The organism is Pseudarthrobacter sp. TE3704 (genome assembly GCF_056279405.1).
Window position 1 is genome coordinate 105875 of the sequence record NZ_JBWCCJ010000001.1, and the last position, 11557, is coordinate 117431.

An 11557-nucleotide genomic window follows, 5' to 3' on the forward strand; every position below is an offset into this window, starting at 1 on the left:
TGGATGGCTAGGGGGCAATTAGACTGTGGCCATGCCCGACAGACGCACCGAATTGATGGACGCCGCCCTCGCCGTGGTGGCAGAGAAGGGCATGAAGGGCCTCACCCACCGGGCAGTGGATGCCGCCGCACACCTGCCCGAGGGCACCACCTCTAACTACTACCGGAACCGCGCGGCCCTCGTGGAAGCGGTGCTTGACCGCATGCTGGAGCTGGACGCCGCACTCCTGCAGGAGCAGGGCCCCGCCGGTCCGCCGCAGGACATTGAGGAACTGGCAGACCAGCTGGCCACCCTGCTGCTGGCGCTGGCCGGGCGGCACGCTGGGCTCAGCCGCGCCCGCCTGGCCATCTCCCTCGACAGGCCCGAGTCAGTGACAGCCGGACACTTCCGGCTGGTGGGCGGCCTGGAGCAGGCCCTCGCCGCGCTGGGCGTGGCGGATGCGCCAGCCCGGGCACGGGACCTGGCGGACTACGGCGACGGCGTGCTGCTGCACCTGCTCACGGTCAGGCGCGATGAGCAACCGGACGCTGCAGCCATCGCCACAGCAGTCCGGCGGCTGCTGGCTTAGCGGGCGCCGGGCCAGCCGGTGTAGGCCTCGGCGAGGTAGGCCATGCCGTGCCGGGAGGACACCACGGAGTTCAGTTCGCCCAGCTGGCGCGCGCGGGAGAAATCGTCGGCGTCGGCGGGGGTGTGCAGCATGGTGGTCATCCAGTAGGAGAACTGCTGCGCCTTCCAAACCCGCTCCAGGGCGCGGTCGCTGTACGCCTCGAGCGGCCGGTCCGAGCCGGAGTTGTAATGGCTGTCGAGCCCTTCGAAGAGGACCTTGACGTCATGGATGGCAAGGTTCAGGCCCTTCGCGCCGGTGGGTGGAACTGTGTGGGCGGCGTCGCCCACCAGGAAAAGGTTGCCGTGGCGCATCGGGGTGTGGACGAAGCTGCGGAACGGCAGGACCATTTTCTCGATGACCGGCCCCTCTTTCAGTTCGAAGCCGTTGCCGTTCACGCGGCTGCGGAACTCGGCCCAGATGCGGTCGTCGTCCCAGTTGGCGACGTTTTCCTTGGGGTCGCACTGGAAGTACATCCGCTGGACGGTTTCGGTGCGCTGGCTGATTAGTGCGAAGCCGTTGGCGGAATTGGCGTAGATCAGTTCGTCGGAGCTGCGCGGAGCCTCGGCCAGGATGCCGAACCAGGCGAAGGGGTATTCGTGGAAGTACCACTTGCGGTGCGCCTCGGGGATCTGGAACCGGCAGTGGCTGCGGGAGCCGTCGGCGCCCACCAGGAAGTCTGCCCGGATCTCGTATTCCACGCCGTCGGAGTCGGTGAACCAGACCTTCGGCTTGCCTTCGAGGTCGTGGACGGTGGTGTCCGTGACGCTGTACCGGACGTCGCCGCCGTCGGCCGTCCTGCGCGCGGCGAGGTCCAGGAAAACGTCCGTCTGCGGGTACAGCCAGACGGACTCCCCCACCAGGTCCTTGAAGTCGACGCGGTGGCTTTCACCGTTGAAGCGCAGCTCAATGCCGTCGTGCCGGTCCCCGTCCCGCAGCACCCGGTCCGAGACGCCGCTGTCCACCAGCAGGTTGACCGTCCCGTGCTCCAGGATTCCGGCCCGGACCGTCTCGGAGATCTCCTTGTGGCTGCGGACTTCAATGACGGTGGACTCGATGCCGGCCTTGGCCAGCAGGTGGGACAGCATCAGGCCGGCGGGGCCGGCACCCATGATGGCTACCTGGGTGGTGATGATTTTGCGTGCTGCCATGATTCTCTCGCTTCGTTGCGGGGCCGCTGGGCCGGTTCGGTGCGTCTGGCTAACAGTGTGCGCCGCCAGGGGTGACGGCCGTTACAGCAATTCCGTTGAATGGTTCAGCGTCAGGAATCGGCAAGGTTCCGGGCAATGCCGCGGGCGGCTGTCTGCAGGGCGGGCACCAGCGCCTGCAGGCGCATCTCGCGCAGCGGAACCACGACGCCGAGGGACGCCACGGCGCGTTGCTTGCGGTTGAGCACGGGGACGGCGATGCCCCACGTGTCCGGGTCCACGACGCCGGCCAGCTGGGCGAAGCCCTGATGGGTCGTTTCGCTGAGCAGCGAGCGGATGGCGGCCCTGGTGACCTTTCCGTCGGGATCGACGAACTGCTCCAGGTATTGCGCTTGGAGGGCCTTGTCCTGGTGGGCCATGAGCGCCAGCCCCGCAGAGGAGATGTGGACGGGCATCCGTCCGGCCACCTGGGCACGGTTGGCCACGGAGCCCGGCCGGGACAGCCGCTCCACGAAGAGCGCTTCCCAGCCGTCCAGCACGGCGAGGTTCACGTTCTGGTTGAGCACCTGCTGGATGTCCTCCATGAACGGCATGGCCGCCTGGCGCAGGGCGAAAGTTGGCGACGTGCGGTTCACCAGCTCCCACAGCCGCAGCCCCGGCCGCACCATGCCCTCAGGCCCAGTCTCCAGGAGTCCATGCCCCGCGAGCTGCCGGACCAGCCGGTGCGTGGTGGTGAGTGGCAGTCCCGCGCGGACCGCAAGGTCGGACAGCTGGAGCGTGCTGACCTCCGGCGGAAAGGCGGAGATGAGCCGGACGATCCGGTCCACCACCGAATCGCCTGACCTCGAATTCGCCACGCAGCACCAGCTTCCGATGAATGGTTGAAGCCTCAGGGTACCGCCCGCCGCTGCAGGCGGCTAGGCCGTCGTCGTGCGTTGACGCACCCGGCGCCACGCTCCCGGGGCCAGCACCACGGCAATCCCGACGGCGGCCCCGATCACCGTTTCGATGATGCGGTCCCGGAGCAGGATGCCGGGCGCCGAAGGCACCACCAGCAGCGTGGAGATCAGTGCCAGCGGGGTGACGAACACCTGGGCCAGCAGGTACTGCCGGATGATGAACATCTCGGCGCCGAACTGGCACAGTGCCATCACGAGCACCGTCTGCCAGGGTTGCAGCCCCAGCAGCACAATGCCGGCAAGGATCACCAGCCCCAGCACCGTGCCGATGATCCTTTGGACTCCGCGGCGCACCCGGTGGCGGGTGGTGTGCCCCACGAGCGGAACCACGGCTGCCACCATGGCCCAGTAGTTGTGGCCGAATCCAAGCCGTTCCCCTGCCCAGGTGGCCAGTGCCCCCGCGAGCCCGGCGGCCACCAGGTAGCCGAAGCCTTCCAGCCATGCCGCCCGCTTCTCGTCAGGGGTGCGGCGGATGGGCCGGGGCCTGGCCCACGGCGTGCGGTGGCTGGGCAGCACGCGGGAGGAGAAGCCGATCAGCAGGCAGAAGCCGGTAGTGAGGACGGAAACCAGCATGCCCTGCCACAGCGGGGGCTGGTTGGGGATGGAGGCAATGGCGGCGAAGGCGAAGATGTGGAACAGCGAACCGGCCGGGCGCAACCGCAGCCACGAGATGGCCACCGAGCAGGCGCCGGCAACCACGGTGATGGCGAGGACCAGGAGCCAGGTAGTGGTGGGGACGTCCAGGCCCCAGGCCGCCTCCATCCTCGCAGCGAGGGCCGCCAGGAGGATCACCAGCAGCATCAGCAGTCCGGCGCGCAGCTGCAGCGCGAAGCGGATGCCGTGAGGTTCGCCGCGGCCGTAGATTCCGGTGAAGGCGCCGAAGGACGCGAAGATGGCCAGGTCCAGCCTCCCCAGGAGGACCAGGATGAAGAGCGGAACGAAAACTCCCACGGCGCATCTCAGGGCAGGGTGGTGGTCCTTGTTGGCGGGAGCAATGCTGAACATCTCAGCGAGCATCTTCACGTGGCAATAGCGCCTTTCCTGCGGTACCTGGTTGGATGGGCGGCCGCGCTGACGTTCCTTCACGATCTTACGGCGGTGGCTCCGGAAACTGCCCGCCACGTTCCCTTGAATGGAATCAGGAGGCAATGCTGCCGAAACAGCACCCGGCGATGCTTATGCCATGACGCCACGCGCACAGCATTCCCCAGCCGCCGAACTGAGCTGTGAAGTCTGCGGCCTGATGCCCGAGCCTCCCAAAACCCGCCTGACACTGGCCAACGTGGCCGTAATGCTGCCCATCGAACTCCTGGTCCACGCCATGGTGGTGGACACCCAGCTCCCCTACGTGGCCAAAGTCCTCGTACTGGCTGTCACTGCCACGGTCCTGGTGATCTGGGTGGCGGAGCCGTCCGCTGCCCGGATCCTGCGCGGCTGGCTGCACGCCCCCGCACTCCGCCACCGCCGGAAGCTTGGTACGGCACCGGCTCTGTGGCGGGCACGGACGGTCCTGTGCGACGAGCCGGGGTCGCTGCAGAAAGTCACCAAGGCACTGGCCCGCCTGGACACCAACATCCTGAGCATCCACGTCCATCCGGTACCGGGCGGGGTGCTGGACGAGTTTGTCCTTTCTGCTCCCGGCTCCGTCAGCGAGCGCGAGTTGCTGGAGGCCCTGCACGAATCCGGCGGCACCCGGGCGCACGTCTGGCCCACCACGGCCCTGGCCATGGCCGACGGCCAGACCAGGGCGCTGAGCCTGGCCGCCCGGATCGCCGACGCCCCGGAGGAGCTTCCCCTGGCCGTGGCGGAACTGCTGCGGGCCCGGATCCTCAGTCCGGCAGAGGCCGCTCTGGAGAAGCACGACGCCGGCACCCGCCTGAAGATTCCCACCGCCTGGCACGGGCCCATCACCTTCGTCCGGCCCGGCGAACCGTTCACTCCCGCGGAGTCCGCCCGCGCCCACCGGCTCGCAGAGCTCGCCGAGATCCTGGCGCACCGCCCCGCCGCCTCCCGCCCCAACTAGGTAGCGCCAACGGCCGTTTTGAGCCTCCAGAACGTCAGTTCGCGCTACTCAGTTGGGTGCTACATCCGCAGGGTGAGGGCGGACGGGTCCATGGTCATCAGGACGTGCCTGCCCTGGCCCTCATGGTCCCCGTCCAGCTGGTAGTCGTCGTTGTGCTCCAGGGTGATTTCCACGGTCTTGCCCTGGAAATACTCCACGGAGGTGTCCTTGTTCCGGCCCTTGCCGATGATGCCTGCCAGCACGGAAAGCCAGCCCAGCCGGCCCTGGTGCGGCGCCAGGACCGCGATATCGAGCAGCCCGTCGTCCATCTTGGCGTCCGGAAAGATCTCCAGGCCGCCCTGGACCTTGCCGCAGTTGCCCACCATCACGCTGCGGACGCCCCGGTGCACTACCGTTTGGCCGTCGATCAGGACGGTGGCCTTCACGGGCTTGCCGGGCAGGTTCCGGATGCCGGCGTCCACGTAGGCCAGCCAGCCGACCTTGTCCTTGAGGTCCTCGTTGGTGTCCGCCATGATGGTGGCGTCGTACCCCACACCGGCCATGACCAGGAACAGCTGTTCCTTGTCCGGGTTGCTGCGGCGGGCGCGGACCACGTCGATCTTCCGCTCCGTCCCGATCAGCGCACCGGCCATGGCGCCGTCGTAATCGGTAACGTCCATGCCCAGGTTCCGGGCCAGCAGGTTGCCCGTGCCCAGGGGAAGCAGGCCCATCGGGGTATTGCCGCCGGACAGGACCTCCGCCACGCAGCGCACCGTGCCGTCGCCGCCGGCCGCGATGACGATGTCTGCCCCCTGGGCCAGGGCTTCCTTCGCCTGGCCGACGCCGGGGTCCTCCTTGGTGGTCTCGTACCAGAGCGTCTCGCCCCAGCCGTTTTCCACGCAGTGCTTGGCCACCAGGCCGCGCACGTCGATGTCCACCGGCTTGGCGGGGTTCACGATGATTGCAGCGCGCTGCAGCGCGCCGGCGTTGTGGGCAGTCATGGTGTCCTTCGGGCGTTGATGCGGGCAGAGCGAATGATGGTGAAGATACCGATGGCATCCACCACGGCGATAACAGCAATCATCCAGTACAAGCCCTGCGATGCCACCAAGGCCATGCCGAGCAGGCCCGTGACAATTGACGCCAGGACCGGCAGCAACCATACGGGACGCGATGGGCGGGCCGCGGCGGGGGCGTCGGACGTGGTTCGGGGGTCACTCATGCGGTACGGCTCCTCGGGCTGTATGTGGTGAATCCTCTTCCCTGCAGGCTACAGCGCCTTCACTGCCCCAAGTACCTGGGCCAGCGAGTCCTTTGCGTCTCCGAACAGCAACGACGTCTGGGGTTCGTACAGCAGGTCGTTCTCGATCCCGGCAAACCCGGGACGCATGGAACGCTTCAGGAACACCACCTGCCGGGCATCCGCCACCTCCAAAATGGGCATGCCGTAAATCGGCGAGCCGGAGGAAGTCTTCGCAGCCGGGTTCACAACGTCGTTGGCCCCTACCACCAGCGCCACGTCCGCGGTCTTGAACTCCGGGTTGATCTCACCCATCTCCTTGAGCGACTCGTAGGGCACGTTCGCCTCGGCCAGGAGCACGTTCATGTGCCCGGGCATCCGCCCTGCCACCGGGTGGATGGCAAAATCGACGTCGATGCCGCGGGCCTCCAGGGCCTGCGCCAGTTCCGCCGCGGTGTGCTGCCCCTGCGCCACGGCCAGGCCGTACCCCGGGACAATGATCACGCGCTGCGCATAGCCCAGGAGCACCGCCACGTCCTCGGCGCTGGACGACCGGACGGGACGCTCGCTCACGGCGGTGGACCCCGCCGTCGACCCTCCGCGGAAGGCGCCGAAGAGGATGCCGGCCACGCTCCGGCCCATGGCTGCTGCCATGGCGCGGGTGAGGATGGTGCCCGAAGCGCCCACCAGGGTGCCGGCGACCACCAGGAGGACGTTGCCCAGCACCACGCCGGACGCGGCGACGGCCAGCCCGGTGAACGCGTTCAGGAGCGAGATGACGATGGGAACGTCGGCCCCGCCCACAGGCAGCACCAGCAGGACGCCGGCCGCCAGGCCCAGGAGCAGCAGCACCACCGCGAGCGCCGCCGAACCGGTCAGGATGACGCCGACGGCGGTACCCACTGAGGCGAGCAGCACGGCAGCCATCACCACGGGGAGCCCGGGGAACACCACAGGGCGGGTGGTCATCAGTTCCTGCAGTTTGGCGAAGGTCACCGCGGAACCGGCAAAGGAGACGGCACCCACGAGCAGGGTGAACACGATGGCCAGCCGCACCCAGGGATCGGCCGTGTGGCTGAGTTCAAGAAGCGCCACCAGGGCAGCGGCCCCGCCGCCCACGCCGTTGAAAGCGGCCACCAGCTGCGGCATCTGCGTCATTTTCACGCCCCGGGCCACGGGCGCCGCCACCACCGTACCCACCGCAATGGAACCGAGGATCCAGGGGATGTTGTCCAGGCGCATGGACAGGAACACCGTGATGACGCCGATCAGCGCCCCGAGCGCGCCGATGAGGTTTCCCCGCCGGGCTGTCCGCGGGGAACTCAGGCCACGCAGCGCCAGGATGAAGAAGACAGCCGCGATGAGGTACAGCAGCGACGTCCAGACGGGATCGAGGATGCTCACTTGCGGTCCGCCTTCGCCACGGTCCGGGCAACCTCTTTTTTGGCGTGGAACATGTGGAGCATCCGGTCGGTGACCACGAACCCGCCCACCAGGTTGGCGGTGGCCAGCACCACCGCGAGGAGGGCCACGGCCAGGACCAGGGGATCGGCGGCCTGCCCGGCCACGATGATGGCCCCCACCAGGATGATGCCGTGGATCGCGTTGGCGCCGGACATCAGGGGTGTGTGCAGGGTGCTGGACACCTTGGACACCACCTCGAAGCCAACGAACACGGCCAGGACCGTAATGGTCAGCAGGCTTATCCCGTCCATCAGAGCACCCCTTCCTGCCCGGCCCGGGTTCTGGCGCCGAGGAGTTCCGCCGTGGGCAAGTGCCGGACAGCGCCGTCGTGGGTGAGGCAGGCCCCGGCCACCACCTCATCATTGAAGTCCGGGGTCACCACGCCCTCATGGATCATGAGTGCCAGGAGGTTGGCCACGTTCTTTGCGTAGAGGCGGGAAGCGTCCGAAGCCATCGCCGAGGCGGGGTCCTTCAGGCCCACCAGCGTGACGTGCCCGGCGCCGTCGGCGGTGGGGACGGCGATGTCCTGGCCGGGTACCACGCCCTCCACGTTGCCGCCTGACTCCGCGGCGAGGTCGACGACGACCGAACCGGGGCGCATGCCCTGCACCATCTCGCGGGTCACCAGGAGCGGGGCGCGCCTGCCGGGGACTGCCGCCGTCGTAATCAGCACGTCCGACTGTGCGACGTGCGGTGCCAGCAGCTGCCGCTGCCGGGTTCCGGCGTCGGAGCTGAGCTGGCGTGCGTACCCGCCGGCAGCCTCCGCTGTTTCGAGGTCCAGCCGGATGAAGGTGCCGCCCATTGAGGCAACCTCGTCCGCGGAGGCGGGGCGGATATCGTTGGCGAAGACGCGGGCGCCGAGGCGTTTTGCGGTGCCGATGGCCTGCAGGCCGGCCACGCCGGCACCCAGCACCAGGACGCGGGCCGGCGGAACGGTGCCGGCGGCGGTCATGTACAGGGGAAAGAACCGGGGCAGCCGGATGGCTGCTTCCAGGACGCAGCGGTAACCGGCCACCAGGGCCTGCGAGCTGAGCGCATCCATGGACTGGGCGCGGGAGATGCGGGGAACGAGTTCGAGGGCGAACGCCGTGACGCCTGCCTCGGCGAGCGCTTCCACCGTGGGCAGTTCGGACGACGGCGATGCGAGTCCCACGGTCACCGCTCCCCGTTTCAGGGACTTGGCGGTGTCCGGGTCGAGGGGGCGGACATGGGCCAGGGCGTCCAGCCGGGCAAGGTCCAGCCCCGGGACCACCTGCGCCCCGGCCTGCCGGTAGTCCTGGTCAGGATGCCCGGCGGCGGAACCGGCGCCTTCCTCCAGCAGGACTTCCGCGCCCAGGGCGGTCAGCTGCTTGACGGTTTCCGGCGTGGCTGCAACACGCCATTCACCGTCCCGGCGTTCCCGCGGAATGCCCAGTTTCACCCGCTGACTCCCCTCGCAGACAAGTGCGGCGGCGGCCTGCGAAGCCGGGTCCCGGAATTTGTCCGGAGACGGGGCTTTTTGCGGAGCGGCGCTGCTGCACGTAGTTGGCTAGAGTCTATGGCCCGCACTGCCGTGGCGGGAGTGGGTCAGCCGGCTTGGATGGGAAACAGTTACATTAGGCGCTTCGCCGCTGATGCGGGCGGGACGGCCCGCCGCCAGCCAGCCGGTAGGAATCCTCCAAAAGCTCCCCGAGCAGTTGCGCATCGATCCGGTCCAGCCGCACCAGGACCAGCTGGGGCGAGCGGTCATGGTGGGGTGTCCAGAAGTAGGTGTCCGGCTCGGTGCCCGCCAGGGCTTCGCGTTCCTCCGTCTTGACCGTGAGGACACCGGGTTCCCAGATCCGGGCCATCAGGCTCCTGGCAAACCAGGCGGGCTGGCCCCAGCTGGGCCGCTCGGTGACGCCGGGCAGCGCGAGCGCGGCTTTTCGGACATCATCTTCCGTGACCACCCTTTACCCCCGGGCGCTGAGATCTGCTGAGACCAGGTTGGCCGTGGCCACGATCTCACGGGCAATCGACGCCAGGTAGGCATCCCTGTCCGGCTGCGCGGCGACGGACTGCGCCTGCAGGGAGACGTTGACGGCGGCCACTACCTTCGTGGGTCCGTCGTAGACCGGGGCCGCAACGGACATCAGCCCCAGTTCCAGCTCCTGGTCCAGCAGGCACCAGCCCTGGGCCCGGACCGTCTCCAGCTCTGCCAGCAGTTCCGGAACGGTTCCCAGGCCCCGCGGAGTCAGGGGTTTGATGTCAGCCGCGGACAGGTAGGCGTCCAGTTCTGCCGGCGGAAGATGTGCGAGCAGGACCCTGCCCATCGAGGTGGCGTAGGCCGGGAAGCGGGTGCCCACGGTGATGCCGATGGTCATGATCCGGCGGGTGGTCACCCGGGCGATGTAGGCGATGTCGGTGCCGTCCAGCACGGCCGCGGAGGTGGACTCGCCGAGCTTCAGCGAGAGCTCCTCCAGGTGCGGCTGCGCGAGCTGGGGCAGCGAAAGCCCGGAGAGGTACGCGTAACCGAGCTGCAGGACCTTGGCGGTGAGCGCGAACGTCTTGCCGTCTGTCCGCACGTAGCCCAGCTCCACCAGGGTGTGCAGGAACCGCCGCGCCGTAGCCCGGGTCAGGTCAGTCCTGCCGGCCACTTCCGTCAGGGTCATCACCGGATGGTCGGTGTCGAACGCGCGGATCACGGCCAGCCCGCGCGCCAGCGACTGTACGTACTGGTCGCTGGCTTGCGGGGCGCCCGCTACTGCTGCTTCGGTCATGGTTACCAATCCTAGGGCCGCCGGGTTTCGACGGGCTCAACCATTGGCTGCGGCGGCCTTGAGCGGGACGGGGACGAGTTCCTGGAGTTCTTCGAGGGTGCAGCCGAAGGTTTCGCGGACCTGGACGCCGTCGGGCCCGGTGAGGAAGACTGCCTTGTCCGTGTAGACGCGGGTGACGCAGCCGACGCCGGTGAGCGGGTAGGTGCAGGATTCCACGATCTTGGATGCGCCGTCGCGGGTGAGCAGCGTCATCATCACGAAGACGTCCTTGGCGCCGGTTGCCAGGTCCATGGCACCGCCGACGGCGGGAATGGCGCCGGGGGCTCCGGTGTGCCAGTTGGCGAGGTCACCGGTGACGGAGACCTGGAATGCGCCCAGGACGCAGATGTCCAGGTGCCCGCCACGCATCATCGCGAAGGAGTCGGCGTGGTGGAAGTACGAGGCTCCGGGGAGTTCGGTGACGGGGATTTTGCCGGCGTTGATCAGGTCGCCGTCGATTTCGTCGCCCTGAGCTTCGGGTCCCATGCCGAGCATCCCGTTCTCCGTGTGGAGGGTGATGTCCTGTTCAGCGGTGAGGTAGTTGGACACCAGGGTGGGCTGGCCGATCCCGAGGTTCACGAAGGACCCGGGGGCGATGTCGCGGGCCACCAGGCGGGCGAGGTCGTCGCGGCTGAGGGCAGTTGCGGAGGTCTTGATGCTGGTTTCGGTGAGGCTCATGTCAGGCCGCCTTCTCGGTGGTGCCCGCCGGGATGCGGACAATGGTGTTGACGTAGATGCCGGGGGTGACCACGGTCTCCGGGTCCAGCACCCCGGTGGGGACGATCTCGGAGACCTGCACGATGGTCTGCTTTGCCGCGGCGGCCATGATGGGGCCGAAGTTGCGGGCTGTCTTGCGGTAGACGAGGTTGCCCTTGCCGTCCGCCTTGAGCGCTTTGATCAGTGCGACGTCGGCGTGGATGGGTGTTTCGAAGACCTGGCCGCGGCCGTCGATGATGCGGGTTTCCTTGCCTTCGGCCAGCATGGTGCCGTACCCGGTGGGGGTGAAGAACCCGCCGATCCCGGCACCGGCGGCCCGGATCCGCTCGGCCAGGTTGCCCTGCGGGACGAGCTCGAGTTCGATCTGCCCGGCCTTGTACTTGGCGTCGAAGTGCCAGGAGTCGGACTGCCGCGGGAAGGAACAGATCATTTTCCGCACCCGGCCTTCCTTGATCAGCAGGGCAAGGCCCTGGTCGCCCTGGCCGGCGTTGTTGTTCACCACGGTCAGGTCCGTGGCGCCGCAGTCCATCAGCGCATCGATCAGTTCGAACGGCTGCCCGGCGTTGCCGAAACCGCCGATCATCACCGTGGAGCCGTCCTTGATGCCGGCCACGGCCTCGTTTACGGAGTCAACAAATGTCAGCAT

At 68.1% G+C, this 11557-nt stretch carries 14 protein-coding genes; 2 read left to right on the plus strand and 12 right to left on the minus strand.

All coding sequences use genetic code 11. From position 1 onward, the window contains the following. Nucleotides 1-31 precede the first annotated feature (31 nt). Nucleotides 32-568, plus strand: a complete 537-nt coding sequence (locus ACZ9BC_RS00520) for a TetR/AcrR family transcriptional regulator (RefSeq protein WP_476244264.1) — start codon at nucleotides 32-34, stop codon at nucleotides 566-568. On the opposite strand, the gene ACZ9BC_RS00525 is transcribed toward ACZ9BC_RS00520, so the two are convergent. The 3 genes from ACZ9BC_RS00525 to ACZ9BC_RS00535 all read right to left on the minus strand — a co-directional run bounded on the left by ACZ9BC_RS00525 (nucleotide 565) and on the right by ACZ9BC_RS00535 (nucleotide 3734). Then, nucleotides 565-1755, minus strand: a complete 1191-nt coding sequence (locus tag ACZ9BC_RS00525) for a 4-hydroxybenzoate 3-monooxygenase (protein ID WP_476244265.1) — start codon at nucleotides 1753-1755, stop codon at nucleotides 565-567. The genes ACZ9BC_RS00520 and ACZ9BC_RS00525 overlap by 4 nt on opposite strands. Before the next feature lie 110 nt (nucleotides 1756-1865). Next, nucleotides 1866-2609 carry an IclR family transcriptional regulator gene (locus ACZ9BC_RS00530; RefSeq protein WP_476244266.1) on the minus strand — a complete coding sequence of 248 codons (744 nt, stop codon included), beginning with the start codon at nucleotides 2607-2609 and terminating at the stop codon, nucleotides 1866-1868. Nucleotides 2610-2669: 60 nt separating this feature from the next. Further along, complete coding sequence (locus ACZ9BC_RS00535) at nucleotides 2670-3734, minus strand: FUSC family protein (RefSeq protein ID WP_476244267.1); 1065 nt, start codon at nucleotides 3732-3734, stop codon at nucleotides 2670-2672. A gap of 160 nt (nucleotides 3735-3894) precedes the next feature. Here ACZ9BC_RS00535 and ACZ9BC_RS00540 point away from each other — a divergent pair, with 160 nt between their 5' ends. Beyond that, a complete protein-coding gene (locus ACZ9BC_RS00540; RefSeq protein ID WP_476244268.1) occupies nucleotides 3895-4734 on the plus strand; it encodes an amino acid-binding protein in 840 nt (279 codons plus the stop codon). A 59-nt stretch (nucleotides 4735-4793) separates the two neighbouring features. Here ACZ9BC_RS00540 and ACZ9BC_RS00545 read toward each other — a convergent pair whose 3' ends face one another. The 9 genes from ACZ9BC_RS00545 to ACZ9BC_RS00585 all read right to left on the minus strand — a co-directional run bounded on the left by ACZ9BC_RS00545 (nucleotide 4794) and on the right by ACZ9BC_RS00585 (nucleotide 11557). Then, nucleotides 4794-5714, minus strand: a complete 921-nt coding sequence (locus ACZ9BC_RS00545) for a diacylglycerol/lipid kinase family protein (protein WP_476244269.1) — start codon at nucleotides 5712-5714, stop codon at nucleotides 4794-4796. Beyond that, nucleotides 5711-5935 (minus strand): hypothetical protein, encoded by a 225-nt coding sequence (locus ACZ9BC_RS00550; RefSeq protein ID WP_476244270.1) that lies wholly within the window; start codon nucleotides 5933-5935, stop codon nucleotides 5711-5713. Before ACZ9BC_RS00550 ends, ACZ9BC_RS00545 begins: the two co-directional genes overlap by 4 nt. A gap of 48 nt (nucleotides 5936-5983) precedes the next feature. After that, the gene (locus tag ACZ9BC_RS00555; protein WP_476244271.1) at nucleotides 5984-7357 is read right to left on the minus strand and encodes an NAD(P)(+) transhydrogenase (Re/Si-specific) subunit beta; all 1374 of its coding nucleotides are present in this window, start codon (nucleotides 7355-7357) and stop codon (nucleotides 5984-5986) included. Then, complete coding sequence (locus ACZ9BC_RS00560) at nucleotides 7354-7668, minus strand: NAD(P) transhydrogenase subunit alpha part 2 (RefSeq protein ID WP_476244272.1); 315 nt, start codon at nucleotides 7666-7668, stop codon at nucleotides 7354-7356. Before ACZ9BC_RS00560 ends, ACZ9BC_RS00555 begins: the two co-directional genes overlap by 4 nt. Continuing rightward, a complete protein-coding gene (locus ACZ9BC_RS00565; RefSeq protein WP_476244273.1) occupies nucleotides 7668-8837 on the minus strand; it encodes a Re/Si-specific NAD(P)(+) transhydrogenase subunit alpha in 1170 nt (389 codons plus the stop codon). Before ACZ9BC_RS00565 ends, ACZ9BC_RS00560 begins: the two co-directional genes overlap by 1 nt. Before the next feature lie 175 nt (nucleotides 8838-9012). Next, nucleotides 9013-9345, minus strand: coding sequence for an MmcQ/YjbR family DNA-binding protein (locus ACZ9BC_RS00570; protein ID WP_476244274.1), 333 nt, complete (start codon nucleotides 9343-9345; stop codon nucleotides 9013-9015). Nucleotides 9346-9348: 3 nt separating this feature from the next. Further along, entirely contained in the window at nucleotides 9349-10155 is an 807-nt protein-coding gene (locus ACZ9BC_RS00575; protein WP_476244275.1) for an IclR family transcriptional regulator domain-containing protein, read from the minus strand. Between the two features lie 36 nt (nucleotides 10156-10191). Beyond that, the gene (locus ACZ9BC_RS00580) at nucleotides 10192-10872 is read right to left on the minus strand and encodes a 3-oxoacid CoA-transferase subunit B (protein WP_476244276.1); all 681 of its coding nucleotides are present in this window, start codon (nucleotides 10870-10872) and stop codon (nucleotides 10192-10194) included. 1 nt (nucleotide 10873) lies between these two features. Continuing rightward, on the minus strand, nucleotides 10874-11557 hold the full coding sequence (locus ACZ9BC_RS00585; RefSeq protein ID WP_476244277.1) for a 3-oxoacid CoA-transferase subunit A: 684 nt from the start codon (nucleotides 11555-11557) through the stop codon (nucleotides 10874-10876).

Excerpts from the sequence above, each read along its gene's own strand:
- ACZ9BC_RS00540 (WP_476244268.1), top strand. The coding sequence starts at position 3,895 with ATGACGCCACGCGCACAGCATTCCCCAGCCGCCGAACTGAGCTGTGAA.
- ACZ9BC_RS00575 (WP_476244275.1), bottom strand. The coding sequence starts at position 10,155 with ATGACCGAAGCAGCAGTAGCGGGCGCCCCGCAAGCCAGCGACCAGTAC.
- ACZ9BC_RS00545 (WP_476244269.1), bottom strand. The coding sequence starts at position 5,714 with ATGACTGCCCACAACGCCGGCGCGCTGCAGCGCGCTGCAATCATCGTG.
- ACZ9BC_RS00520 (WP_476244264.1), top strand. The coding sequence starts at position 32 with ATGCCCGACAGACGCACCGAATTGATGGACGCCGCCCTCGCCGTGGTG.
- ACZ9BC_RS00560 (WP_476244272.1), bottom strand. The coding sequence starts at position 7,668 with ATGGACGGGATAAGCCTGCTGACCATTACGGTCCTGGCCGTGTTCGTT.
- ACZ9BC_RS00525 (WP_476244265.1), bottom strand. The coding sequence starts at position 1,755 with ATGGCAGCACGCAAAATCATCACCACCCAGGTAGCCATCATGGGTGCC.
- ACZ9BC_RS00550 (WP_476244270.1), bottom strand. The coding sequence starts at position 5,935 with ATGAGTGACCCCCGAACCACGTCCGACGCCCCCGCCGCGGCCCGCCCA.
- ACZ9BC_RS00580 (WP_476244276.1), bottom strand. The coding sequence starts at position 10,872 with ATGAGCCTCACCGAAACCAGCATCAAGACCTCCGCAACTGCCCTCAGC.
- ACZ9BC_RS00585 (WP_476244277.1), bottom strand. The coding sequence starts at position 11,557 with ATGCTGACATTTGTTGACTCCGTAAACGAGGCCGTGGCCGGCATCAAG.